This window comes from Sphingomonas pituitosa NBRC 102491 (assembly GCF_001598435.1).
GTDB lineage: Bacteria > Pseudomonadota > Alphaproteobacteria > Sphingomonadales > Sphingomonadaceae > Sphingomonas > Sphingomonas pituitosa.
On sequence record NZ_BCYY01000006.1, the window covers coordinates 141,648 to 166,616 of the forward strand.

22 protein-coding genes are annotated in these 24,969 nt (G+C 66.6%); 14 read left to right on the forward strand and 8 right to left on the reverse strand.

The genetic code is table 11. From position 1 onward, the window contains the following. The first annotated feature begins 41 nt into the window (after positions 1-41). Positions 42-1,541 carry a tryptophan halogenase family protein gene (locus tag SPI01S_RS07670; RefSeq protein ID WP_084253319.1) on the forward strand — a complete coding sequence of 500 codons (1,500 nt, stop codon included), beginning with the start codon at positions 42-44 and terminating at the stop codon, positions 1,539-1,541. Positions 1,542-1,584: 43 nt separating this feature from the next. Then, on the forward strand, positions 1,585-3,156 hold the full coding sequence (locus tag SPI01S_RS07675) for a GH39 family glycosyl hydrolase (RefSeq protein WP_245653506.1): 1,572 nt from the start codon (positions 1,585-1,587) through the stop codon (positions 3,154-3,156). A gap of 161 nt (positions 3,157-3,317) precedes the next feature. On the opposite strand, the gene galA is transcribed toward SPI01S_RS07675, so the two are convergent. After that, complete coding sequence (galA, locus tag SPI01S_RS07680) at positions 3,318-5,810, reverse strand: beta-galactosidase GalA (RefSeq protein WP_066720614.1); 2,493 nt, start codon at positions 5,808-5,810, stop codon at positions 3,318-3,320. Between the two features lie 126 nt (positions 5,811-5,936). Continuing rightward, a complete protein-coding gene (locus SPI01S_RS07685) occupies positions 5,937-6,719 on the reverse strand; it encodes an IclR family transcriptional regulator (protein WP_066720617.1) in 783 nt (260 codons plus the stop codon). A gap of 254 nt (positions 6,720-6,973) precedes the next feature. Here SPI01S_RS07685 and SPI01S_RS07690 point away from each other — a divergent pair, with 254 nt between their 5' ends. Further along, on the forward strand, positions 6,974-7,153 hold the full coding sequence (locus SPI01S_RS07690; RefSeq protein WP_157084599.1) for a hypothetical protein: 180 nt from the start codon (positions 6,974-6,976) through the stop codon (positions 7,151-7,153). A 1-nt stretch (position 7,154) separates the two neighbouring features. On the opposite strand, the gene SPI01S_RS07695 is transcribed toward SPI01S_RS07690, so the two are convergent. After that, entirely contained in the window at positions 7,155-9,023 is a 1,869-nt protein-coding gene (locus SPI01S_RS07695) for a glycoside hydrolase family 127 protein (RefSeq protein WP_373278308.1), read from the reverse strand. Positions 9,024-9,224: 201 nt separating this feature from the next. Between SPI01S_RS07695 and SPI01S_RS07700 the strand changes: the two genes are divergently transcribed. The 4 genes from SPI01S_RS07700 to SPI01S_RS07715 all read left to right on the forward strand — a co-directional run bounded on the left by SPI01S_RS07700 (position 9,225) and on the right by SPI01S_RS07715 (position 11,361). After that, positions 9,225-9,854, forward strand: coding sequence for a DedA family protein (locus SPI01S_RS07700; protein WP_066720626.1), 630 nt, complete (start codon positions 9,225-9,227; stop codon positions 9,852-9,854). 154 nt (positions 9,855-10,008) lie between these two features. Continuing rightward, positions 10,009-10,206 carry a preprotein translocase subunit SecE gene (gene secE, locus SPI01S_RS07705; protein WP_066720629.1) on the forward strand — a complete coding sequence of 66 codons (198 nt, stop codon included), beginning with the start codon at positions 10,009-10,011 and terminating at the stop codon, positions 10,204-10,206. Between the two features lie 16 nt (positions 10,207-10,222). Further along, positions 10,223-10,762 (forward strand): transcription termination/antitermination protein NusG, encoded by a 540-nt coding sequence (gene nusG, locus SPI01S_RS07710; protein ID WP_010542827.1) that lies wholly within the window; start codon positions 10,223-10,225, stop codon positions 10,760-10,762. Between the two features lie 134 nt (positions 10,763-10,896). Beyond that, positions 10,897-11,361 carry a hypothetical protein gene (locus SPI01S_RS07715; protein ID WP_157084600.1) on the forward strand — a complete coding sequence of 155 codons (465 nt, stop codon included), beginning with the start codon at positions 10,897-10,899 and terminating at the stop codon, positions 11,359-11,361. 109 nt (positions 11,362-11,470) lie between these two features. Here the strand turns inward: SPI01S_RS07715 and SPI01S_RS07720 are convergent, their stop codons facing one another. Together SPI01S_RS07720 and SPI01S_RS07725 are read right to left on the reverse strand one after the other, a co-directional pair. Further along, positions 11,471-12,079, reverse strand: coding sequence for a general stress protein (locus SPI01S_RS07720; protein ID WP_066720638.1), 609 nt, complete (start codon positions 12,077-12,079; stop codon positions 11,471-11,473). Positions 12,080-12,106: 27 nt separating this feature from the next. After that, positions 12,107-12,415, reverse strand: coding sequence for a hypothetical protein (locus SPI01S_RS07725; protein ID WP_066720641.1), 309 nt, complete (start codon positions 12,413-12,415; stop codon positions 12,107-12,109). A gap of 173 nt (positions 12,416-12,588) precedes the next feature. Here SPI01S_RS07725 and SPI01S_RS07730 point away from each other — a divergent pair, with 173 nt between their 5' ends. The 7 genes from SPI01S_RS07730 (at position 12,589) to SPI01S_RS07750 (ending at position 19,083) form a co-directional block, all read left to right on the forward strand. Further along, positions 12,589-13,674: an AI-2E family transporter gene (locus SPI01S_RS07730; protein ID WP_066720643.1), complete on the forward strand. Its 1,086-nt coding sequence runs from the start codon at positions 12,589-12,591 to the stop codon at positions 13,672-13,674. A 105-nt stretch (positions 13,675-13,779) separates the two neighbouring features. Beyond that, positions 13,780-14,130 carry a hypothetical protein gene (locus tag SPI01S_RS22190; RefSeq protein ID WP_157084601.1) on the forward strand — a complete coding sequence of 117 codons (351 nt, stop codon included), beginning with the start codon at positions 13,780-13,782 and terminating at the stop codon, positions 14,128-14,130. Positions 14,131-14,211: 81 nt separating this feature from the next. Further along, on the forward strand, positions 14,212-14,613 hold the full coding sequence (locus SPI01S_RS07735; protein ID WP_066720646.1) for a hypothetical protein: 402 nt from the start codon (positions 14,212-14,214) through the stop codon (positions 14,611-14,613). 253 nt (positions 14,614-14,866) lie between these two features. Beyond that, positions 14,867-15,298 carry a 50S ribosomal protein L11 gene (gene rplK, locus SPI01S_RS07740; RefSeq protein WP_066720649.1) on the forward strand — a complete coding sequence of 144 codons (432 nt, stop codon included), beginning with the start codon at positions 14,867-14,869 and terminating at the stop codon, positions 15,296-15,298. Positions 15,299-15,302: 4 nt separating this feature from the next. Continuing rightward, entirely contained in the window at positions 15,303-15,995 is a 693-nt protein-coding gene (gene rplA, locus SPI01S_RS07745) for a 50S ribosomal protein L1 (protein WP_066720652.1), read from the forward strand. 125 nt (positions 15,996-16,120) lie between these two features. After that, positions 16,121-16,288 carry a hypothetical protein gene (locus SPI01S_RS22195; protein ID WP_157084602.1) on the forward strand — a complete coding sequence of 56 codons (168 nt, stop codon included), beginning with the start codon at positions 16,121-16,123 and terminating at the stop codon, positions 16,286-16,288. Between the two features lie 155 nt (positions 16,289-16,443). Continuing rightward, positions 16,444-19,083 carry a TonB-dependent receptor gene (locus SPI01S_RS07750; protein ID WP_066720655.1) on the forward strand — a complete coding sequence of 880 codons (2,640 nt, stop codon included), beginning with the start codon at positions 16,444-16,446 and terminating at the stop codon, positions 19,081-19,083. 375 nt (positions 19,084-19,458) lie between these two features. Here the strand turns inward: SPI01S_RS07750 and SPI01S_RS07755 are convergent, their stop codons facing one another. From SPI01S_RS07755 to SPI01S_RS07770, 3 genes are all read right to left on the reverse strand, one after another. After that, entirely contained in the window at positions 19,459-19,875 is a 417-nt protein-coding gene (locus SPI01S_RS07755) for a DUF4279 domain-containing protein (protein ID WP_084253321.1), read from the reverse strand. 899 nt (positions 19,876-20,774) lie between these two features. After that, complete coding sequence (locus SPI01S_RS07765) at positions 20,775-23,555, reverse strand: TonB-dependent receptor domain-containing protein (RefSeq protein WP_373278309.1); 2,781 nt, start codon at positions 23,553-23,555, stop codon at positions 20,775-20,777. 395 nt (positions 23,556-23,950) lie between these two features. Further along, positions 23,951-24,964, reverse strand: a complete 1,014-nt coding sequence (locus tag SPI01S_RS07770) for an inorganic phosphate transporter (protein ID WP_066720664.1) — start codon at positions 24,962-24,964, stop codon at positions 23,951-23,953. Between the last annotated feature and the right edge of the window lie 5 nt (positions 24,965-24,969).

The window sequence follows — 24,969 nt, forward strand, 5'->3', positions numbered from 1 at the left end:
TAGGCTGGCCGACGATCGGCAGCTCGGGGACAGACGCACCAGTGGCGCAGCATATCATCATCGCCGGGGGCGGCAGTGCAGGCTGGATGGCGGCAGCGCTGTTCGCGCGGCTGCGGCCGGCACCCGATACCCGCATCACCCTGGTCGAATCCGATGCGATCGGCACGATCGGCGTCGGCGAGGCGACCATCCCGATCCTCCGGGAGTTCAACCGCCTGCTCGGCCTGCACGAGCCCGATTTCGTTGCCGAGACGCAAGGCAGCTTCAAGCTGGGCATCGAGTTCGTCGGTTGGGGCGAGGCCGGCAATCGCCACTTCCACGGCTTTGGCGATTTCGGCGCACCGATTGAAGGCATCGGCCCCCATCATCACTGGCTGCGGCTGCGTGCCGCCGGCCGCATCGCCGACCCGATCGACGCCTGGTCGATGCCGGCCCTTGCCGCCGGCCAGGACCGGTTCGCGCCGCCCGAGGCGCTGCGCGGCGAGGCGGCCGAATATCGCTACGCCTATCATTTCGACGCCGGGCTCTACGCACAGCTGCTGCGCAGCTATGCCGAGGCGCGCGGCGTTACCCGGTCCGAAGGCCGCATCGTCGCCGCCGAGCGCGATGCCGAGACGGGCGACCTTACCGCGCTGCTGCTCGACGGCGACCGGCGGATTGCAGGCGACCTGTTCATCGACTGCACCGGCTTCGCCAGCCGCCTGCTCGGCGAGGCGCTGGACACGCCGTTCGTCGACTGGTCGCGCTGGCTGCCCGCCGACCGCGCGCTGGCGCAGGGCTGCACCCGCGCCGGCCGCTTCACGCCCTTCACCCGCTCCACTGCCCATGCCGTGGGCTGGCAATGGCGGATCCCGCTCCAGCACCGCACCGGCAACGGGCTGGTCTATAGCAGCGCCTATCTCTCCGATGACGAAGCCGCCGCGCGGCTCGCCGCCAACCTGGACGGCGACGCGCTGGGCGATCCCCGCCCCTTGCGCTTCACCACCGGCCGGCGCGAGCGTTTCTGGGCGCACAACGTCGTCGCCATCGGGCTGGCCGCTGGCTTCATGGAGCCGCTGGAATCGACCAGCCTCCAGCTGGTCCAGACCGGCCTGGTCCGCCTCGCCGAACTGCTGCCGAACATCGGGCCCGTCGATCCCGCGATCGTCGCCGAATATAATCGCGAGACAATCGGCGAATATGAGGGGATCCGCGATTTCCTGATCGCCCATTACTGCATCAGCCGCCGCCCCGAGCCCTTCTGGCGCGACATGGCGGCGATGGCGCTGCCCGATACCCTCGCCCACAAGCTGGCGCTGTGGGACGCAATCGGCAGGCTGCCGCTCTACGGCCGTGAATCGCACGCCGAGACGAGCTGGGTGGCGGTGCTGTTGGGTCAGGGGCGGATCCCGCGCGGCCATGAGCCGACTGCCGACCGGCCGCCGCTCGACGCACTCGCCCGGCTGTTCGAGCAACGCCGCGCGGCGCTGGAGGCGGCATTGCCGCGGCTGCCGGCGCATGATCATTTCGTCGAAAGGACGTGCCGGGCGGACGCCGCATGAACCCGCCGGCGCCGCACCGACACCAACACCGGGAGAAGATGTCTTGAACAAGAACGTTTTGCCGCTCGCGCTCGGCGGCCTGCTGCTCGGGCTCGCGCCCGTGCAGGCCCTTGCCCAGGCGCCCGCCCGCACCGTCCGCGTCGATGTCGCCACCGCCAAGGCGCCGGTCGATCGGTTCTTCGACCTGTCGATCGGCTCGGACTATCCCGGCACGCTGCGGCGCGACGACTCCCTGGCGCAGCTGAAGACCGCGCGCGACGAGCTCGGCTTCCGCTATGTCCGCTTCCACGCGCTGTTCCACGACGTGCTCGGCACGGTGAAGCGCGAGAACGGCAAGCTCGTCTATGACTGGACCGGCATCGACGCGCTGTACGACAAGCTGCTCGCGCGGGGCGTGAAGCCGTTCGTCGAACTGGGCTTCACGCCCGAGGCGCTGAAGACCTCGGACAGTTCGATCTTCTACTGGAAGGGCAACACCTCGCACCCCGAACTGGGCGCGTGGCGCGATCTGCTCACCGCCTTCGTCCGCCACGCGCAGCAGCGCTATGGCCGCGAGGAAGTGCGCAGCTGGTTCTTCGAGGTGTGGAACGAGCCCAATCTCGACGGCTTCTGGGAAAAGGCCGACCAGAAGGCCTATTTCGACCTCTACGACGCCAGCGCCCGCGCCATCAAGGCGGTGGACCCCACGCTGCAGGTGGGCGGCCCCTCCACCGCAGGCGCGGCCTGGGTACCCGAGTTCCTGGCCGACATGCACAAGCGCGGCACGCCGGTCGATTTCGTCACGACGCATACCTACGGCGTCGACGGCGGCTTCCTCGACGAACAGGGCAAGCAGGATACCAAGCTGTCCCCCTCGGCGGACGCGATCATCGGCGACGTGCGCAAGGTGCGCCGGGAGATCGCCGCCTCGCCCTTCCCCAGGCTGCCGCTCTATTTCACCGAGTGGAGCACCAGCTACACCCCGCGCGACCTCGTCCATGATTCCTATGTCAGCGCGGCCTATATCCTCACCAAGCTGAAGGGCGTGCAGGGCGTCGTCCAGGGCATGAGCTACTGGACGTTCAGCGACCTGTTCGAGGAGCCGGGCCCGCCCACCGCGCCGTTCGAGGGCGGCTTCGGCCTGATGAACCCGCAGGGCATCCGCAAGCCCGCCTGGTTCGCCTACAAATATCTGAACGCGCTGCAGGGCCGCGAAGTGCCTACCGGCGACGCGTACAGCATCGCTTCGGTCGACGGCGCGAAGCTGTCGGTCGTGCTGTGGGACTGGCACCAGCCCGAACAGCCGGTGAGCAACCGCTCCTTCTACAGCAAGCTGGTCCCCGCCAAGGCCGAGGCGCCCGCCGCGGTGCAGCTCGCCCATCTGCGCCCGGGCACCTACAAGCTCCGCCTGTTCCGCACCGGCTATCGCCACAACGACGCCTTCTCGGCCTATATCGACCTCGCCATGCCGAAGACGCTGAGCGATGCGCAGGTCGCCCAGCTCCAGCAGCTGACCCGCGACCTGCCCGAGCGCGACGAGACGGTGACCGTGCCGAAGAGCGGCACGCTGACCGTGCCGGTGCCGCTCCAGACCAACGACGTGCTGCTGCTCCGGCTGGAACCGGCGGGAGGCTGATGCCGAACCGGCGGGAGAAGAACCGGCACTTCCCCAAACATGTCACCCCGGCGAAAGCCGGGATCCATTCGCCTATCGCTGCCAGCAAGAGCCGATACGGAGACCCCAATGGATTCCGGCTTTCGCCGGAATGACATTCGCTTGTCTATGCCGCCGATCGCTCAGCGTGCGGCGCGCAGCGTCACCCGTCCCGCCAGCAGCGGATCGGCGCGCGGCCCCTCGGCCACCGCGGCGACGGTGATCGTCCCCGGCCGCCCGGTCGACTGCACGATCACCTGCGCCAGCCCGTTGAACAGCGAGCGGCGCGGTTCCTTGTCGCTTTCCAGGCAGTTCGGGTCGCCGTTGCCCACCCCGATGATCGCGCCGGGCCCGGCAATCGTGAAGGCGAGCTTGTCCATCGCCGTCGGCACCGGCCGGCCGCGCGCGTCGAGCAGCTCGGCCTTGAGCATCGCCACGTCGCGGCCGTCGCCCCGGATCTCGGTGCGATCGGCGGTCAGCCGGATCGTCCGGCCGGGGCCGGTGGTCTCGCGCCGCTCGGTCAGCAGCCGCCCGCCCTTGCGCCCGCGCGCCTCGATAAAGCCCGGCTGGTACGGCACCTTCCATTCCAGATGGCCGAGCGGCGGCACCGATTGCGTGCCCAGGCTGCGCCCGTTGACCACCAGCTCCACCGTGTCGCAGTTCGAATAGACCCACACCGACACCGTCTCGCCCTCGCGGCCTTCCCAGTTCCAGTGCGGGAAGACGTGGAGCGACGGCTCGGACCGCCACCAGGCGCGGTAGTAATAATAGCTGTCCTTGGGGAAGCCGCACATGTCGACGATGCCGAACTGCGAGCTGATCGACGGCCAGCCATAGGGCGTCGGCTCGCCGCGATAGTCGAAGCCGGTCCAGGCGAAGCCGCCCGCCGACCAGGGCTTGCCGCCATAGAGCTTCCACCATTCCTCCACCGAGTTCCCCCAGGGCACCACCCCGTCATAGCTGTTGACGGTGTTGCGCGCGGGATCGCTGGCATATTCGCCGCGCGTCGCGATCGCGCTCGACGTTTCGGAGCCGAAGATCGACCGCGTCGGATGCTTGGCGTGGAAGGCTTCCGGGAAATTCTGGTGATAGTTGAAGCCGATGATGTCGAGCGCGTCGCTCACCCCCTGCTCGTTGTTGCCGTTGACCGCGGCGGAGACGGGCCGGGTCGGATCGAGCGCATGGCAGCGCCGCACCATCGCGGCGCCGATCGGCTTGCCCTGCTCGGCCATCTTGCCCTGCAGCTGGTTTTCCTCGTTGCCGATCGACCAGAGGATCACCGCGGGGGAGTTGCGGAAGCGCTTCACCATCACCTCCAGCTGCGCCATCGCCTCGGGGTTGGCGCTCATCTGCCGCGTCTCGCACATCACCAGCACGCCGGCGCGGTCGCACGCCTCCACCCATTCGGGCGTCGGCATGTTGTGGGTGGTGCGCACCGCGTTGCAGCCCATCTCGCGCAGCACATTCAGCCGGTAGCGCTGGATCGCGTCGGGCAGCGCCGCGCCGACGCCGGCATGGTCCTGGTGGTTGCAGGTGCCCTGCAGCTTCATCGACACGTCGTTGAGGAAGAAGCCGCGATCCGCATCGAAGCGGAAGCTGCGCACGCCGAAGGTCACCCGGTCGGCATCGCGCACCGCACCGCCCGCCGCCAGCCGCGCGGTGGCGGTGTAGAGCACCGGCGTCTCCACCGACCAGCGCCGCGCCTCGGGCAGCGTCGCGCGAACCGCGCTCTCTGCCGTGCCGCCCGCCGCCACGGCCACCGCCGGTGCCGATGCCCGCGCGACCACCGTGCCCGCCGCATCGGTGATGGTCCACTCCACCGCCGCTTGCCGGGCCGCGTCGCCGTCATTGGCGATCACCGTCGCCAGGTCGAGCGTCGCGCCCTGCCCCTGCGGCGTCGCCCGGACGACGCTTTCCCATCGGCCGAAGTGCAGCGCGTCGTGCTTGGCCAGCCAGACATGGCGGTAGAGCCCCGCCCCCTCGTAGAACCAGCCGTCGCCCAGCGAGGCATCGACCCGCACCACGATCACGTTCGCGCCGCCATAATGGAGGAAGTCGGTCAGGTCGAAACGGAACGAGGTGTAGCCGTCATTATGGCGGCCGATGTAACACCCGTTCACCCACAGGATCGCGTCGCGCATCGCGCCGTCGAACTCGATCCAGACGCGGCGGCCGCGATCGCTTTCGGGCATGTCGAAGCTGCGCCGATACCAGCCGATGCTCGTCTCCGGATAGCGCCGGCCGAGCGGCTTGTAGCCATGCCCCCGGTTGTTGGCATCGCCGTCGCCGCGATCGTCATGGACGAAGGGCAGCTCCACCGCCCAGTCGTGCGGCAGGTCCAGCGCGCGCCAGTCGGTGTCGTCGAAGCCGGTCCTGGCCAGCTTGAACTCGCCGGTCTTGGCGAAATCGTCCTGCCCCATGCCGAAGCCGAAGTCCTTGGCCGGATCGCTGCCGTGCCCCAGCGCGAACCGCCAGCCGGTGTCGAACGGCAGCAGCTCGCGGGGGGCCAGTCCCGGCGCGGCGGGCGGCAGCGGATCGGCGGGGGCGGCGGCGCGCACCGCCCGGGGCAGGAGCGGCGCCGCGGCGGCGAGCGCAAGGACGGTGCGGCGCGAAGGATCGGAGAAGCGTTCGCTCATGATCGGGTCCCGGATTGAAGGCGCAGACGGAAACAGGCGGCAGACCGAACACGCCAGCCGCCGATTGCGTATACCGTATCCAGTGCCTCCCATCACTGCAAGCGCGCGGGAGGGCGGCGCGCCGCCTTATCCGGGCTGGTAGCCCAGCCGGTCGGAGATGCGGGCGCAGGCCGCGCGCAGCTTTTCGCGCACCGCCTCCAGGTCCATCACCTGCGAGCCGTCGATCAGCGCGAGGAACGGGATCGTCAGCGCCGCGACGATCCGGCGGTCGAAGCCGAACACCGGGAAGCTGATGTCCGTCACGCCGAAGGTCACCGGGCTCTCGCGGCTGTCATGCCCCTGGCGCTGCACCGCCGCCAGCCGCTCGGCCAGCCAGGCGCGGTCCATGGCCACGCCCTGCTCCGCTTCGGCGGCGCGCACCATCCGGTCGGCGAGGTCGGGATGCGAGAAGGCCAGCAGCACCTGGCCGGAGCAGCTGCGCACCAGATCGATATGCGCACCCACCTTCAGCGCGAAGCCCCGGGTCGCCGGCGATTCCTCGCGCGCCACCACCAGGCCGTGGCCGTGGCTGGCGACCACCAGGTGGCAGGATTGCACCGTGTCGCGCGCCAGCATCTGCATTTCCGCGCCGGCCGCGCGCACCAGATCCTGCGAGGGGGTGGCGCGGAGCGCGACGTCGAGCAGCTTGTACGCCACCGCATAGCGATCGGTCGCCTCCGAGCGGCGCAGATAGCCGAGCTGCTCCATCACCACGACGATGCGGAACAGCTCGCCCACCGATCGCCCGAGATCGGCCGCCATTTCGCTGACCAGCGCCCCCTCGGGCCGTCCGGCGAGCAGCTCGATGATTTCGAACGCCTTCTCGATCGCCGGAGCGGAGTAGGTCTTTTTCGCTCCCGTTCGCGCCATGCTGCCTCCTCTTGCCCGGCCCCCCTCCCTCGCCCGAAAGCCGGGCCGGCGCAACGGGGTCGCGCGGCGCTCCGCTCGCCGCCGAAACAGCGGCCCTCGTCGCGATCGGCTTGCCTCGTCGTCCGGCCGGCGCGCATCGCAGATCCCTGCACTGCGCGTGACAAGATGCTGGAAACTTTCGATGAAGCGAACGTTAGATCCAGATCAATTCTGGGAAATGGATTTGTCGCAAGATGCCTGAAGGGGAACCCGTGGTGGCTGTAGCCCTTCTCACCCAACGCGACATCGAGCGGTATGGGGCGAGCCTCGCCCGCTGCTACCGCATCGACGACACGCCCGATTTCGATGCCCTGCTCCAGCTGATCGACAAGGCCGACGCCGCGCACCAGGCGCAGGCGCAGGCACTGACCGCCGAGCCGACCCCAATCGCGTAGATCAGGCCCGCGCCGGCGCCAGCTTCCAATAGGTCGCGTAGCGCTCGTGCGCGATGCGGTGATAGGGGATCAGCCGCACCGGCGCGCCGTCGGCCGCCGCCAGCGTGAACTCCAGCGGCTTGGCGCCCGGCCGGATCGCCGCGGCCAGCGTGCCGGGGTCGCCCGCCAGCACCGGCACCTGCACCGGCGTGTCGTTGTAGCGGCCGTACTCGCGCTCGTTGACGACGATATCCGCCCCCGGCGCCAGTCCCTGGCGGCCCAGCGCGCCGGCCAGCACCAGCGGGCCGTAGGTGAAGGCGACCACGTCCGGCGCGGCCGGGGCGCTCTCGAAGCCGACTTCCATCACCAGCTGCAGCTCCACGGTGTCGCCGTCGCGCCAGCTGCGGGCCAGTTCGATCCGGCTGCCCGGCGCCGCCGATCGCGCCGCCGGCTTGCCGTTCACCCGCACGGTGGCGGTACGGCTCCAGCGCGGATGGCGCAGGCTCAGCGTGAGCTCGGTGGGCCTTTCCAGCTTCCAGCGCAGCGTCGTGCCCGGCACCTCGGGGAAACGGGTTTCCTGCACCAGTTCCGCGCCCTTCTCGCGCCAGCGCACCGTCGAGGGCAGGAACAGGTTCACATACAGCGCGCGATCATCGTGGAAGTAGATCGAATCGCGGTACTTCACATGGTTTTCCATGCCCGTGCCGGTGCAGCACCAGAAACTGTGCTCGGGCGTGTGGTACAGCTTCATGTAGCCGGGCCGCGCGCCCTGGAAATAGGTCGCCATGCCGCTGTCCGGGTCCTGCGAGGCGAGGATGCCGTTGAACAGCGTCCGCTCGTAATATTCGGCATATTCGGGGCGCGGCTCGTGGAGGAACAGGCTCCGCGTCAGCTTCAGCATGTTGTGCTGGCAGCAGGTCTCCGATCCCTTGGCCGAGAAGACGTTCTTCTCGAAATCGGCCATCGCGAAGAAATGCTCGTTCTCGCCGTGCCCGCCGGTCGCGAACGAGCGCGTCTCCGCCACGGTCTTCCAGAAGAAGGCGGCGGCGTCGCGATAGGCGGCGTCGCCGGTCGTCTCGTAGACGCGGTGGAAGCCCACCACCTTCGGCACCTGGGTATTGGCGTGGAGCCCGTCGAGATGGTCGCGCGCCTTGGCCAGCGGCGTCAGCAACGCCTTGTGCGAGAAGCGCTCGGCAAGCGTGCGATAGTCCGCCTTGCCGGTCATCGCGTAGAGATCGGCATAGATCTCGTTCATGCCGCCATGCTCGGTCTCCAGCATCGCCTCGAAATCGGCGTCGGACAGCGGCCGGCACGCCACCACGCCCCAGTCGGCGAGCCGCAGCAGCGTCGCGCGGGCGGGCGCGCTGTCCGCCAGCACCGCGCCGTCGCGCAGGCCCGCATAGACCTTGTGCAGCGTGTACCAGGGCACGCCGGTGATCTTCTCGCCGCGGAGATGCGCCGCGACCACCGACGCGCCGTTCGGAAAGGCGGTGACGAGGCCGCTCTTCGCCGCGTCCTGGCAGGCGCCCAGCTCGGTCGCGATATAGTCGATGCGGGTGCGATACACCGGCTTGGCCGTAGCGCGGAAGGCGAGTGCGCAGGCCGAGAGATAATGACCCAGCGTATGCCCCTGGCAGTGAATGTCCGACCAGATCGGGTCCGATTCCCAGCCGCCATAGGCCGGTGCCTTCGGCTTGAGCCCGGCGTTGACGCGGAACTGGTGGAGCAGCCGGTCGGGCTCCAGCCGCAGCAGATAGGCCTCGGTGGCGCGCTGCGCGTGGAGGAACGGCCCTTCGCCCAGCGTCACGTCCGCCATGTCGAACGGCTGGAGCCTGGCCGGGGCCGCCGCTGCCGGGCCGGCCTGCGCGTCCGCGGGGAGCGCCGCGCCCATGCCGATCGCGACCGCGCCGCTGCCCGAACCGGCCAGGAAGCCCCGGCGTGACGTCTCGATACCCATGGCGCAACCCTCTCCGTCCGCTCGATTTACTCCGGGTTATCAGACCCGTCCGCGCACGCCAAGTCGCATCGGTCCCGCTGCACCGCGCAAAAAAGCGGCTTCCCAAAGTCGCGCCGCTGCCCCAACCACGCGGCCATGGTCGAAAAGATTCTGGGCGTCCTCGCCACCTTCACCATCTGGGTCATCTCGAGCGGCGGCTATCTCGGCATCGCGCTGCTGATGGCGATCGAATCCGCGTGCATCCCGCTGCCGTCGGAGATCATCATGCCGTTCGCCGGCTATCTGGTCTCCACCGGCCGGTTCGACCTGTACCTGGCGGCCACCGCCGGCGCGATCGGGTGCAACCTGGGCTCGATCGTCGCCTATGAGATCGGCAAGCGCGGCGGGCGCCCGCTGGCGCTGCGCTGGGGCAAGTATCTGCTGATCGGCCCGGGCGAGATCGATGCGGCGGACCGTTTCTTCGCGCGCTATGGCAGCATCGCGGTGCTGATCGGCCGGCTGCTGCCGGTGATCCGCTCGTTCATCGCCTTCCCCGCCGGGGTCGCGCGGATGAAGCTGGTGCCGTTCCACGTCTACACCTTCCTCGGCAGCTGGCCGTGGTGCTTCGGCCTCGCCTGGGTCGGCATGACCCTCGGTGAAAAGTGGGACAGCGATCCGCGCATGAAGGCCGCCTTCCACAGCGCCGACGCGCTGATCGGCGTGGTGCTGGTCGCGCTCGTCGCCTTCTACATCTGGCACCGCGTGCGGGGCATGAAGCAGCGCTGATTCGGCCCCTTTCCGCCACCGCTTGCGCTGGGCGGCATGATCCTCTAGATACAGCGCCCTAGCCAAAAGCGTGGGTGGATTGCACCGGTTCCTGGGAAGGACCGGGCAGCGGACCCATGCCCGAAGCGCCATTTTTCACACGAGGATAGCCCCAGTGGCGAAGACCAGCCCCGTCGAATTCGTGAAGCAGGTCCAGACCGAGACCCGCAAGATCGCCTGGCCCACGCGCCGCGAGACGATCATGACCGGCGTGATGGTGATGATCATGACGACGCTGCTCGGCACCTTCTTCCTCGGCATCGATTCGCTGTTCGACCTGATCGTCAACGCACTTCTTCGCCTCGCGCAGTAAGGAAAGACCAAGAACCATGTCGCGCTGGTACATCATCCACGCCTATTCCGGTTTCGAGGGCAAGGTCCGCGACCAGATCCTGGCCGACGCCACCCGCCTGGGCCTCGATCGCCTCGTCGAGGCGGTGGAAGTCCCCACCGAGACCGTCACCGAAGTGCGGCGCGGCAAGAAGATCCAGTCCGAGCGGAAGTTCTTCCCCGGCTACGTCCTCGCCAAGCTCGAGATGAACGACGACGTCTATCACTTGGTGAAGAACACGCCGAAGGTGACCGGCTTCCTCGGCAGCTCGGGCAAGCCCCAGCCGATCAGCGAGGCCGAAGCGGCCCGCATCCTCAACACCAAGGAAGAAGCGGCCACCGCGGCGCCCAAGGCCAAGCTGAAGGTCGATTTCGACATCGGCGACACGGTCAAGGTGATCAGCGGCAACTTCGCCACCTTCTCGGGCGTGGTGGAAGAGCTGGATTACGACAAGAACCGTGTGAAGGTCTCGATCTCGATCTTCGGCCGCGCAACCCCGCTGGAGCTGGGTTTCGAGGACGTCGAACGGGTCAAGTAAGGCCGGGCCGATCGGCCTGCCATGCGAACACGAAGGAGCCGGGGTGGAAGCCCCGGCTTTTTTGTTGGCGATGTTCGAATGGAAGCCACTCAAACCACCTTCGGAAACGGCGAGCCGCATGGCACACCCATGCCATGAATCCGCCGCTTCCACCGCGCACGCCTTGGCGCGTCGGCTTTCCCGACGTATTCGTTCATAGCAGTGTGCGCATCCGCGATGCCCATCCAGCCTATGCGCTGGCGAAAGCGGGGGACGCAGATGCTGCCTTTGAGCTCGCTTGCGATCTGCTATCGGCGGATACAACGGCACGGCTGGCCGCCCTTACAGGCGCGGAGGTGCTTGCGATCACCACCCTCACCGAGAGCCGGGACGCTCGGAAAATTTCCTTACGCCCCGCAACCCGGGACATGCTATGGGAGAAGCATGGCGAAGTTCTCGACCACCTCTGGCGCGCCCAGTTCGGACACGGGATCGACTGTCTCACCGACATCGAAGCCCAGAATCTATGTCGTCAGCCATCTCTTGCCGCCATCGAGGATTTCTTGGCTAAGGCAGCAATCGAAGCACGTGGCCGAGGTCTCGACCCGGCGATCGCATGAGCAGACCGTAAAGCCCTGAGGCATTCGCGTGAAACCCGACACCGGGTGAATCCGCACAAAAAAGCCGGGGCTCGCACCCCGGCTTTTCTGCCCTTCGGCTAGGTGACGATCACATCACCGACGGCTCGCGATAGGCGCTGCGTTCGCGCTCGATCTCGTCGCGGGTATAGGCCGGGGCCTTGTCGTCGAACGCGGTCCAGCCCGACTGGCGATAGGCCGCACCGCGCGTACCGGCATCGACACCGCGACGGTTCAGCACCGATTCCGCCTGGCTCGCCAGATCGTCCGAGACGCGCGCGCTCACCAGCGTGCCGCCGCGGCGCACGCCTTCGGAATAGACATGCGCGTCTTCCTCGCTGTGCCCGGCATTCTTCAGCGCACCGACGATGCCGCCGGTCGCCGCGCCGCCGACGCCGCCGATTGCCGCGCCCGCGGCGGTCGAGGCCAGCCAGCCGGCCGCCACGATCGGGCCCAGGCCCGGAATGGCGAGCAGGCCGAGGCCCGCGAGCAGGCCGCCGACGCCGCCCAGCGCCGCGCCGGTCGAGGCGCCGCGGGTCACGTCGCCGTGCGCGTTGACGTCGGTCACGTCATGGTCGCCATGCGTGTTGTTGGCGACGATGCTGAGGTCGCTGTGCGGCACGCCCAGCCGCTCGAGCTCGTTCACGGCGGCCTTGGCGTCCGAATAATCGTCGAACAGACGGGTAATGGTCCGGCTCATGGCAATTCTCCTGCAGAAATCGAGGGGTTAGCGCGCGGTGATGTTGCCCTTGTAGTCGAGCGTCACGGTCAGCTTCTTGCCGTTCTTCATCGCCATGCCCTGCCAGGCGCCGTTGTCGGTGCCCTTCAGATCGGTGATGTCGGTATAGCCGGCCTTGGCCAGCCGCCCCTTGGCCTGGTCCTCGGTGAAGGAGCTGCGGCCCTTGGCCGGGCTGGCGACCTGGTGCGCGGTACCGTCCTTGACCACGGGGTTGTGCGATCCGCTCTGTCCGGTCTGCGCTGCGGCGCCTGTCGTCGCCAGCGCAGCAGCGGCTGCGGCTATGATGATCCGTTTCATGCCCGTTCCTCTCATTTTATGGTCTAGCCCGCGCCGGCCCCTGTCCTCCTGACCGCGCGGATATTTTCTAAACCGATGAAGGACTTGTTTAGTTCAATGCGGCCCGTCTCCGACCGCCGCTTGCCAGCATCGCCGCGTCCCGCCACTGTCGCCCCCCAACACCGGGGACCAGCATGCAACACACCACCAAAGCCCAGACCCGCGCGCGCGTGGTGCTCGCCGCCGCCATTGCCGCCGCCGCCTTGTGGATCGGCATGGCGTTCGTACCGGCGATCCTCTGGGCCGGGGTGCTCGCGATCGGCATCGAGCCGCTGCGCACGCGCCTGGTCGGTCGCCTGCCCGGCCGCCCCACCCTGGTCGCCGCGCTGCTCACCCTCGCCGTCCTGCTGGTCGTGCTGATCCCGCTGTCGATCGCGATCAGCCAGGCGGTGGTCGAGGCACAGTCCGTCGCCGCCTGGATCGCCGATGCCCGCGCCAACGGCGTGCCGGTGCCGGACTGGGTGGCGCGGCTGCCCTGGGGCGCCCCGGAAGTCACCGCATGGTGGACGCTCCACCTCGCCACGCCGGAGGCCGCCGCCGCCGAGTTCGGCCGGCTCGATCAATCGCTCTGGCGCGCCCATTCGGGGGCGCTCACCCACACGCTGGTCCGCCGCGTGGTGGTGTTCGCCTTCACCCTGGTCGTGCTGTTCTTCCTGCTGCGCGATCGCGACGACATCGTCCGCCAGCTCGAGCGCGGCGCCACCCGCGCGTTCGGCGATGCGGGCGACCGGCTGGGCCGCCAGATCTTCGCGGCGGTGCGCGGCGCGGTCGACGGCATGGTGCTGCTCGGCCTGGCGCAAGGCATCCTGATGGCGATCCTGTTCGCGATCGGCGGCGTGCCGCACCCGATCCTGCTCGGCCTGTCCTCGGGGCTCGCCTCGATCATCCCGTTCGGGCTGGCGGTGGTGCTGGTGCTCGCGGTGCTGCTGCTGCTCGCCAAGGGGGCGGTGATGGCGGCGATCGTCGTCGGCGCGATCGGCTATGCGCTCAACTTCGTGATCGATCATTTCCTGCGCCCCAGCCTGATCGGCGGCACCACCCGCCTGCCCTTCGTCTGGGTGCTGATCGGCATCCTGGGCGGCGTGGAGACGATCGGGCTGCTCGGCCTGTTCGTCGGCCCCGCGGTGATGGCGGCGCTGGTGCTGCTGTGGCGCGAATGGGTAGCCGAGGGCGATATCGGCGGGGCGGAGTCGGCGCACACGGCGGAGCTGCGGCCGTGAGGTTTGGGGCTTGGGGAGGCTGCTAACAACCAGACTCGGTCGTGGCGATGGCCAGCGTCTAAAATGATAATCTCCGGATCTTTTCAGAGCGATAGGATCAATTCGATGCACAACCCGCTGGAAAGCCAACGAGAACTTATTGATCAACTTTATCGTATCATGAAGGGCAGCTGTCCTGATCATGCCTCCTCGGCCATATGTCGGTTTGAATATCGACATGGATCTGACGATGGCAGCTTCAGCGTTGAGGAAGCTTTTGGGTACGTGATAGATGGCGCGCCAGTTTCGGCCCTTTTAAAAGGGGATTTAGCGACCCCTGTGCACCATATTATTCCCGAGCTACATGCACTGATGAAGGCCCATACCGGAGGCGATTGGGCGGAATGCACGGTTAAGATAAACGAAGATGGAACAGTTGCGGCAAGTTTTGATTATTCCGGACAAACACAAGATTAACGCCGTGAGCATTTTATCAGCAGGTGACTCGTATTACACCCCACCGCCACAAGGCGGCCTACTAAAAGCGGAAAATTTCAAATGACACCTGCGGAGCTAGATTTGCTCATTCAGGAGGATCTTCAGTGTATAGAAGATCGCGAAGGGGCGTTCGGAAGGTGGATTCATGGCCTGTGGCCGGAGAATTATCAGATCTCCTTCAATGAGAACCGGGAGGTATTCCTTCACCTTATTCGCGTTCTGCTAGATAGCGGCAAAATCTATTTTCAAGAGCCGGCAGCGGCACCGTATGGAGAGAGGCGGGTATTGAATACCGACGTCTGGGCCGCGCCGCATGACTATATCATAGAACATATAGATCAGCGCCTGCCGAAGGACCTTACCGACCATCACGACACGCGGCTGACGGACTTCTGGTACGACATCCATTGCCCGCGACTTCTCTGGTACGACCCGGAAGACAATAGCTTGTTCGGAAGCTGATGCGCGCGGTCTTGCACTCGGCATCCTTGCGCCGCAACTCCGAGCTCTCGCGAGGCTGATAGGATCGCCCCCTCGTCTCGGAGCGGCCACCAACGCCTGAACCTGACTTCCCTACCGCGCCCCACCGCGGCACCCCCTTGCCCCGCGCCCCCCTTTCCGCTAAGGCCGCGCGCTTCCAAGCACACAGCTCGGGAACCATGCGGGAGGCGGCTTCGTGCCGTCGCTTGTACCGCTCGACTTGAAAGAGAGTGACATGGCTAAGAAGATTACCGGCTATATCAAGCTGCAGGTGGCCGCCGGCGCCGCAAACCCCTCGCCGCCGATCGGCCCTGCCCTGGGTCAGCGCGGCGTGAACATCATGGAATTCTGCAAGGCGTTCAACGCCGCGACCGGCGACGTCGAGAAGGGCACCCCCCTTCCCACCGTCATCACCGTCTATGCGGACCGTTCCTTCTCGTTCGAGACCAAGACGCCCCCGGCGACCTATCTCCTGAAGAAGGCCGTCGGCCTGAAGTCGGGTTCGAAGGAGCCGGGCAAGGTTGTCGCGGGCAAGATCACGCGCGCCCAGCTCGCGGAAGTCGCCCAGGCGAAGATGAAGGATCTGAACGCCAACGACATCGAAGCGGCGACCAAGATCATCGAAGGTTCGGCCCGCGCGATGGGCCTCGAAGTGGTGGAGGGCTGATTCCATGAGCAAGCTGACCAAGAAGCAGAAGGCATGGACGATTCCGGCCGAGAAGCTGCACGCCGTTGACGAGGCGATCGCCCTCGTGAAGGCGCACGCCACCGCCAAGTTCGACGAGACCATCGAAGTCGCGCTGAACCTGGGCGTCGATCCGCGCCACGCCGACCAGATGGTCCGCGGCGTCGTCACGCTCCCGGCCGGCACCGGCAAGACCGTGCGCGTGGGCGTGTTCGCCCGCGGCGCCAAGGCCGAGGAAGCCCTGGCTGCCGGCGCAGACGTCGTCGGTGCGGAAGACCTGATGGAAGCCATCCAGGGCGGCAAGATCGATTTCGATCGCTGCATCGCCACCCCGGACATGATGGGCCTGGTCGGCCGTCTCGGTAAGGTGCTGGGTCCCAAGGGCCTGATGCCGAACCCGAAGCTCGGCACCGTGACCATGAACGTCGGTGAAGCCGTCAAGGCTGCCAAGGGCGGCCAGGTGGAATACCGCGTCGAAAAGGCCGGCATCATCCACTCGGGCATCGGCAAGGTGAGCTTCTCGAACGAAGACCTGCGCCGCAACTTCGACGCGCTCGTCGACGCGGTGGTCAAGGCCAAGCCGGCCGGCGCCAAGGGCAAGTACCTCCAGAAGGTCGCGCTGTCCTCGTCGATGGGCCCGGGCGTGAAGGTGGACACGGCGGAAGTCGCCGCCGCCTGAGTCCTTCGGGAACCAAGCAAACGGAAAGGGCCGGGGAGCGATCCCCGGCCCTTTTTGTTTGCAGGCGGCGCTTGCCACCCGCACGCGCACCGCTACGGTTATCCCACCCCCGCCAGCGAGACCCCATGCAAGACACGCCCGACGCCCGCACCCTGCGCCGCCGCCGCACCGCCCTGTTGCTGCTCTGCGGAGTATTGCTGCTGCTCTCGGCCCGTGGCTCCCTGGTGGAAGACGTCCAGGAACTCGTCCACGGGCTGCACGAAGGGTTCTTCGACGACGCATCGAGCGGCTGAACCGCCCCCGCCACGCACGGCGACACCCCGTCACCGCACTGCAACAATTCCCCCTGCCGGTTTCACATCTTTGCAAGCGAACCGAAACCGAAACGTTCGCGCAACCAGCTAAGGCGCCTCTCAGAGACCAATAAGGGTCCAGGGAGAATCCAATCATGCACCCCCCGTTCGCGCTGCTTCGCGCGTCCTCGGCGCTCGCCCTCGCGCTGGCGACGCTCGCCCCCGCTTATGCCCAGACGACCCCGCCGCAGGACGATGCCGGCGCCGACGAGATCGTCGTTCGCGGCAGCTATGCGCGCAGCCTCGCGGCCGCGACCGAGGCGAAGCGCCGCGCCGAATATGGCCTGGATTCGATCAGCTCGACCGATATCGGCAAGTTCCCCACCCAGAACGTCGCCGAGGCGCTCCAGCTCGTCACCGGCGTCGCGATCACCCGGCCCCGCGGTGAGGGCCTGTACGTCTCGGTCCGCGGCCTGGGGCCGCAGTTCCAGAGCACGCTGCTCAACGGCCGCCCGGTCGCGCTCAACGACCTCGTCGAAAATGGCGGCGCCAATGGTCGCCAGTTCCGCTTCGAGATGCTGCCCGCCGAGTTCGTCGCCAATATCGACGTGGTGAAGACCCCCACCTCGGACATGACCGAGGGCGCGCTGGGCGGCAATATCGACGTGCGCACCTTCCGCCCGTTCGACGTCGGCAACAAGGTCACCGCCAATCTGCGCGGCACCTACACGTCGCAGACCAAGAAGGTGAAGCCCAACGCCACGCTGATCGGCAGCCACACCTTCGGCGACACCTTCGGCCTGCTCGTCGGCGCGCAGTACTGGGGCAAGGAAGTCCGCAACGATCGCTTCATGAACTTCGGCTGGAACAAGGACAAGTTCACCAAGGCGGCACAGGGCGGCCTGCAGGCGGGCCTCTACACCCCCACCCGCACCCGACCGACGATCGAGACCGAGGACCGCAAGCGCATCTCGGGCATGGTCTCCGCCCAGTGGCGCCCGACGCCCGAGCTCGAGACCACGCTCGACGTGCTCGCGACCCGGCTCGACGTCGCCTATGACGAGTTCGGCCTCGACATCTACCCGGACGACACCAGCGTCGCCGGCCACACCCCGGTCATCGTCCCCGGCTCGATCAAGCTGCAGGGCAACACCGTGGTGGGCGCGACGATCAACGACGTCCGCTTCATGGCCAGCCGCGAATACAGCCTCAACCGCCACGACCTGCTGACCATCGGCCTCAAGCAGACCTGGAACCATGATCGCTTCTACGTCACCGCCAATCTCAACTGGTCGTCGGCGCACAGCTTCCACCCGAGCAACGCCGAAGGCACGGTGCGCAGCCGCGCCATGTTCTTCGCCCCGCTCACCTATGACGCCTCGGGCGGCTACAAGGTGATGCCGACGATCACCACCCCGGTGGACGTCAACAATCCCGCCAACTACCAGCTCTACACCTTCAACATCGCGCCGAAGAACAGCAAGGACTGGGACAAGTTCGCCCGTCTCGATGCCGCCTATGATGTCGGCGGCTTCCTCCGCAAGGTGGCGGTGGGCGCCGAATATCACTGGCGCAAGCGCGACTATTGGCGCCGCGACTTCACCGTGAACCCGCCCGCCGGCACGCCGCTCAGCTCGCTGGGCGCGGGCGCCTATCAGCCGCTGCCCTATGACGACTTCCTGAAGAACGTCGACGGCAACACGCCCCGCACCTGGCTCGCGCCGGTGACCTCGGCCTATTACAAGGCCTTCTTCACCGATGCCGTCGCCAACGCGCCGCTGACGCCGAGCGACCAGGCCGCATCGTTCAAGACGACCGAGAAAACCGCATCGGCCTATGCCCGGCTCGATTACGGCACGATGCTCGGCGGCGTCGACATCCTCGGCAATGTCGGCATCCGCTATGTCCATACCGACCAGAACGCGACCGGCTTCCTGCGCACCGGGAGCGTCATCACGCCCGCCGCCTTCCCGAAGACGTTCAACGACTGGCTGCCCAGCTTCAACCTGAAGGCCGAGCTGACCCGCACGCTGATCGCCCGCTTCGCCGCGAGCCGGGTGCTGACCCGCCCGAACGTGACCGACAGCGCCCCGCGCATCACCCTGTCGACCGACGCGCCCACCGCGAGCGGCGGCAACCCGCAGCTCCTCCCCTTCCTCGCCACGCAGTTCGACGGGGCGCTGGAATGGTATTTCAACCCGCGCGGCGCGCTCACCGGCGCGGTGTTCTACAAGGCGATGGACGACTATATCACCGCGCAGAACGTCAATATCGACATTCCGGGCCGCGGCACGGTGCTGCTCTCCACCCAGGTCAATGGCGGCAATGCCAAGGTCTACGGCGTCGAGGCAGGGTACAACCAGGTGTTCACCTTCCTCCCCGCGCCGTTCGACGGCCTCGGCATGCAGGCGAGCTACACCCACACCTCGGTCAAGGCGAACTACACCGCCGGCGCGCGGCCGATCGTCGACCAGCTGATCGGCCTGTCGAAGAACAGCTTCAACATCGTCGGCTTCTACGAGAAGGGCCCGCTGTCGACCCGGCTCTCCTATGTGTGGCGCGACCGGTATCTTTCGGGCACCGGCAGCACCACCCAGGCGCCGACCTACACCGCGCCGTTCGGCACGCTGGACGGCAGCATCGGCTACAAGCTGCTGCCGAACGTGTCGCTCAGCGTAGAGGCGATCAACATCTCGGGCGCCAAGCTCTACACCTATAACGACGATCCCAACCGCTTCGGCGAGATCAACTATTGGGGCCGCACCATCCTGTTCGGGGTGCGCGCCGAGTTCTGATCACCGCCACAGGCGAGACAGAGGAAAAGGCCGGGAGCGATCCCGGCCTTTTTTGATACCAGGCTGTAGACTCGCAAATTCGGGATGACCGAAACCGCTCCAGTTGTTGCCGTTCGAAATGGCCTTCCGCCCCCCCGATAGTCGTCTTAGAACAAGGCATGACGATAGCCCCCTTGTTCATTGGATGCGTCGCACTGCTCGCTACTGGCCGGGCCTTGATCCTTGGGGCGGCATCGGCTGACGGCGACGGCATCACGCGCAAAAACGAACCCATCTTCTTTTTGGGCGTTCGTTGTCGCGGGCCTCGTTGCGGCAGCTTTTCTCTTTTACCGTGGCCTGCGACGGTAGGGCAATTTCCGCCCCAGTAGCAGTCTTTTAGTCAGGCTGATCCAAGCCGTAGATGTCGAGATCAATCAACAACCCGCGCTCGCCTAAGCGCAACAGCGTCTCAGACCGCAACGTCAGACCTTCGTTACCGCTGTCGAGGAACAACCCACAGAATGCCCGGCCCCGGTGTCGCTCTGAGAAAGATCGCCATGCCACAAGGTCGTTCGACAAGCCGTCGAGCAAGAGGTTGATTTGACCGTCCAGATCACCCGGCTCACACCGCTCGGCTACGATCCGCCACGATCCGCTCACTGCTGTTTTCACCGCTCCTGACTTCGTTTTCCACTGGCCGCCCTTGCTTACGCCAACGGTAGGTTCGGCACCCAACGCCGCCGTAATCTCTGCCGGGTCGAGATCGTCACCATAGAAGCCAATTGAAGCGGCCGATTTATGCAAGATGCCCATAGCAACCTAATCGCATGAACTGATGCTCGCCGCCAGGAAGCCGGCCGGCAGCTACCCACCAGAATCCGAAATTCCGCACCGGCGGCTGCCGCCCAGTTGCGGACGTTCAATGAAGAGATGCACCACAGGTTTTGTGCCGACACATATCCATCTTGAAGCGACCCGTTCTGCACATCTCGATGTGGACACCACCGTTTTTCATCAGTTGCTCACCGCAGTTCCAGCACCGCAATCGCAGTAGAATTATAAGCAACACCGGCAGCGATGCGTAGGCTATGATCATCGCGGGCGGATAAACGAAGGTCGATATAAATAGGACCGCGACGAAGCCTATGATCATCCAGCGGAGCCGTCTGGCGTTACGCACGAACGATGCCTTATCTGTCATCGTGTCAGATAGGCTCGAAAGCTGAATGTCCGCAATCCACCAGAATGCGAGATTCCGCACTGGCGCTCCCGCCCAATTGCGGCCATTCGCGTTTCAACGTAGCTATCCGAGTGTGACGATGTCAGTTCTTCTCTCAGAGTATCCGGGCGACCTCGCTTGGCGAGGGTTTGCGAGCGCATACGGCTCTACCAGTGATGACATTCAAAGCGTTGCGGCTGCCGTGTTGGGGACTCAGAGTGCCCTATGGTTCAAGACAAGCATTCCGGCACTTGAAGGGTTAAGCCCGAGCGAGGTTTTGGACGCCAGTTCAGACGGCGAGTCGATCGTCCGCACAGTCATCATGCGGATGCCGTGAACGGCAGCTAGCCACCACATTCAGACATTCAGCCGCGCTGTCGAAGGCGGCCGTTCATGAGGTCACGGCCTACGCGGACGGCCCCTGTCCGAAGTCCAGATACCCCATCCCGGCCGCGAAGAAGGGCCAGGCACACGCCCGGCCCTTCCCCCCTCCTCAGAACCCGAACGACAGGCGAACGTAGCCGAACTGCCCCGGCAGATCGTAGGTCGAAGGATCGAAGTTCGCGCTGTCGCAGGTGAAGCACGGCGGCGGCGCGCGATCGAACAGGTTGTTCACGCCCACCGTCAGCCGCGTGCGGTTGTTCATCCAGGCCGGCGAGAAATAGGCCTGGAAGTCGCCATAGAACACCGCGCCCATCCGGTGCACGCCGTCGCGCTCGTCCACGCCGCTGATGTAGCGGGCGGTAAACGAGATGCCGTAGCCCGGCGTCGACCAGTCAAGCGTCGCATTGCCCTTGAAGCGCGGATAGGCCTGGTCCGGGCTGCCGCGCTCGGTACCGGCGAAGCGCAGCGGCGGCGCGTTGAGATCGGCCGGCGGCGCCACGTCGTAGCGCAGCAGATAGGCGGCGTTGGCGTTCACCCCGATCGTCCCCTCGCCGATCTTGCGGCTGCGGAAGGTGAAGGTGCCGTCCAGCCCGTCGGTCTTGATCCCGTTCAGGTTGAGCAGCCGCCCGCTGATCCCGGAGATCGTCCCGCTGGCGGTGCGCCTGATCGCCGCACAGCTGATCGGATCGGCATTGAACGCGCAGCGCCGCAGCGTCAGCGTCGCCGGCACCGAGTCGATCGCGTTGTTCAGCTGGATATTGTAGTAATTGGCCTCGAAGCTCAGCGCGCTGGCAAAGCCCTTGGCCCAGCTCGGGCTGTAGACGCCGCCGGCGGTCCAGGTCTTCGACGTCTCGGGCTTCAGCGCGGCATTGCCCTGCGAGAAGATGCCGAGCTGCCCGCCCGTCGGCTCGTTGTAGCTGCCGTTCGCCGGCACGCCGTTGGCGATGCAGTTCGCCCGAACCGTCGCGTTGCTGCTGAAGGCGCCGCCGGCCGCGCTGGTGCACGGATCGTCGATCGTCGCATCGGTGCGCGACAGCCCGGCATAGAGCTCGCCGATGCTCGGCGCGCGCAGGCTTTCGGCATAGCCGCCGCGCAGCAGCAGGTCGGCCACCGGCTTCCACAGCCCGGAGGCAGTGAAGGTCGTGTTGCTGCCGAACGTCGAATAGTTGGAGTGCCGCACCGCGCCGTCCAGCTCCAGCTTCTGGAAGAACGGCGTGTTGGCCAGGATCGGCACGCGCAGCTCGCCATAGACTTCGTCGACGTTGAAGCCGCCGCGCGCCGGGCTGGTCGGCACGTCGGCGCCGAGCCCCGCGACGATCACCGCATCGGGATCATAGCTGGCAAACTGGTCGCGATGCTCATAGCCGATCGCCACGCCCACCGGGCCGGCCGGCAGGTCGAACAGCGTGCCCGACAGGTTGGCCGTGGTATCCCACAGCTTCTGCGAGCTGCGGTCATGCTCGTCGAAGCCGACAAAGCCCAGCATCGCCGGAGTGATCGAGCCCAGCCCGCCGAACAGGTTGAACGGCACGCACGCCCCGGTGCAGGCCGATACCGGCCCCAGCGCCTGCGCCAGCCTGGCCGCGTTGACGTTGCCGGTGAACAGCTGCTTGGCATCGTTGATACCGTAGACGCCGTTCACGTCCCAATACCATTTGCGGCCCATCACATCGAACGAGCCGTCGAAGGTCAGCGTGGCGGACATGGTATCGACCTTCTGGGTGAACACCCGCTGCCCGGCCTCGACCAGCCGCCGCGCGACATAGGAGTAGTTCCCGTTCGCGCCCGACAGCGTCACGCCGAACGGGTTGTACGGGTTGGTCGCATCGATCGCGATGGTATCGAGCAGATTGCCGTTGCCCGCGTCCGGCCCCACGAACAGCGGCAGGAATGCCGCCTGGGTGCGCGAATAGCGGTGGTTGTACAGCAGCTTCACCCGCATGTTCACGCTGTCGCCCAGCGCCTGCTTGAAGTTGAGGAAGCCGCCATAGCGCTCGGACGGGGTCAGCAGGTAATTGTACGGCGCGAAGTTGAACCGGTCGGCGCTAGTGAACGGCTTGAAGTCCGCCGGATAGGTCGGGCGGCCGGCGACCGGCGCCCTGAGGGTGAGGTTCTGGCCGAACACGATGAAGCGGCCATTGGGCGTGGCGCTGCTGCACCCGCCCACCGCATCGGTGCAGCTGGTCTGGCCGGGATTGGGGAATTGCGAGATGTCGCGATCGCGCGTGAACATCTCGCCCTGCTTCACATAGCTGGCGCCGAACACCAGCGAGGTGCCGGTTTCGCGCGACTGGATGCCGTAGCTCGCCTCATATTGCTGGGTCTTGCCGTCGCCCTGGCGGTAGCTGCCATATTGCGCCGAGGCGCGCAGGCCTTCCTGCGCCTGCTTGGTGATGATGTTGATCACGCCGGCGACCGCGTCCGAGCCGTAGAGCGGCGATGCGCCCGACTGGAGCACCTCCACCCGCTCGATCAGGTTGACCGGCAGCGTGTTGAGGTCGACCGAGGCGGGAATGCCGCCCGCCGCCGATCCGTTGACGAAGCGCAGGCCGTCGACAAGGATCAGGGTCCGTTTGGCGGCAAGGTAGCGCAGGTCGACCTCGGCCGAGCCCGAGCTGACGCCGGTGCCGTCCGGCGGCCCGCCGATATTGCCCGCGTTGTTGACCTTGGTATTCAGCCCGCCCGCGGCGCTGGGCAGCCGCTGGAGCACGTCGGCGATGGCGGTGAGGCCGGTGCGCGCGATCTCCTCCTGGCCGACGGTGACAACGGGCTTGTCCTGGTCGAGCGGGCTGCGCCGGATGCGCGAGCCGGTGACGACGATGTCGTCCGGGCTGCCGGCCGCGGCGGCGGGCGCGGTGCCCTCCTGGGCGAAGGCGGGAGTCGCTGCCATCCCCATGGCGAGCGCAAGTGCGGCGAGACTGCAGGTGGTACGTCGGTACGATGCGTGCATGTGTGTCCCCTCGATCCAAGCCGTTCGCGCGACACCCTCTCGTCATGGTTTGTAACAAATCAGACGCATACCCCCGCAATTGGCAAGCGGTGATTGCGCAGTGCACACGATGGTTGAAATAGTGTTGCTTCGGGGACACGCCGGCCGCCCGGCGGGGCCAGGGCGTTTGCACCTCGGGTGAAGACGCTCCAGCTGTTTGGTTGCCGCATTTTCCGAGCCATCGACCCGTAAGCGGTCAACTTGAAACCATGCTAGCGTCGGCGGTCGCTTCCCGAGGCACGCACGAGGTCGAGGGCGAAGACCAGCTCCACCCCCGCCGCCTCAGAACAGTCGGGTCAGAACAGTCGGGTCAGCGCGTAGAACAGCGCCCCCACCGCCGCCGAGGCGGGGATGGTGATCACCCAGGCGATGACGACGTTGCTCGCCACGCCCCAGCGCACCGCCGAGGCGCGCTTGGCGGTGCCGGCGCCGATGATCGCGCCGGTGATGGTGTGGGTGGTCGAGACCGGGATCCCCAGCCACGACGCGGCGAACAGGATGATCGAGCCGCCCATCGAGGCGCTGAACCCCTGGTGCTGCGACAGCTTGGTGATCCGCGAGCCCATCGTCTCGATGATCTTCCAGCCGCCGCTCAGCGTGCCCAGCGCGATCGCGACATAGCAGCTGATCGCCACCCAGTGCGGCACCTCGAACGTGCCGTGGAGATAGCCGGTCGAATAGAGCAGCACGGTGATGATGCCCATCGTCTTCTGCGCGTCGTTGAGGCCGTGGCTCAGCGAATAGGCGCCCGACGAGATCAGGTGCAGCACCCGGAAGCTGCGCTCCGCCCGGCTCGCGCTCGCGCGGCGGAACAGCCAGCTCGTCAGCAGCATGATCGCCATCGCCAGGATCATGCCCAGCGTCGGCGAGAGCACGATGGCGAGCAGCGTCTTGTTGAGCCCGGTCCACTGGATGCCCTCGAACCCGGCATGCGCGACGCCCGCGCCGATCATGCCGCCGACCAATGCATGGCTGGACGAGGAGGGAATGCCCTTCAGCCAGGTGACGACGTTCCAGAACATCGCGCCGACCAGCGCGCCGAACACCACGCCGGGCGTCACCAGATTCTGGTCGATCAGCCCCTTGCCGATCGTCTCGGCCACCTTGTGCAGGCTGGGGAAGGCGATGGTGACGAAATAGGCCGCGAAATTGAAGAACGCCGCGAAGGCGACCGCGTGGACCGGCTTGAGCAGCCGCGTCGCGACCACCGTGGCGATCGCGTTCGCCGCATCGTGCAGGCCGTTGAGGAAATCGAACGCCAGCGCGACCAGGATCAACCCGATGAGCAGCGGCAGGGCAAGTTCGTGCATGATGG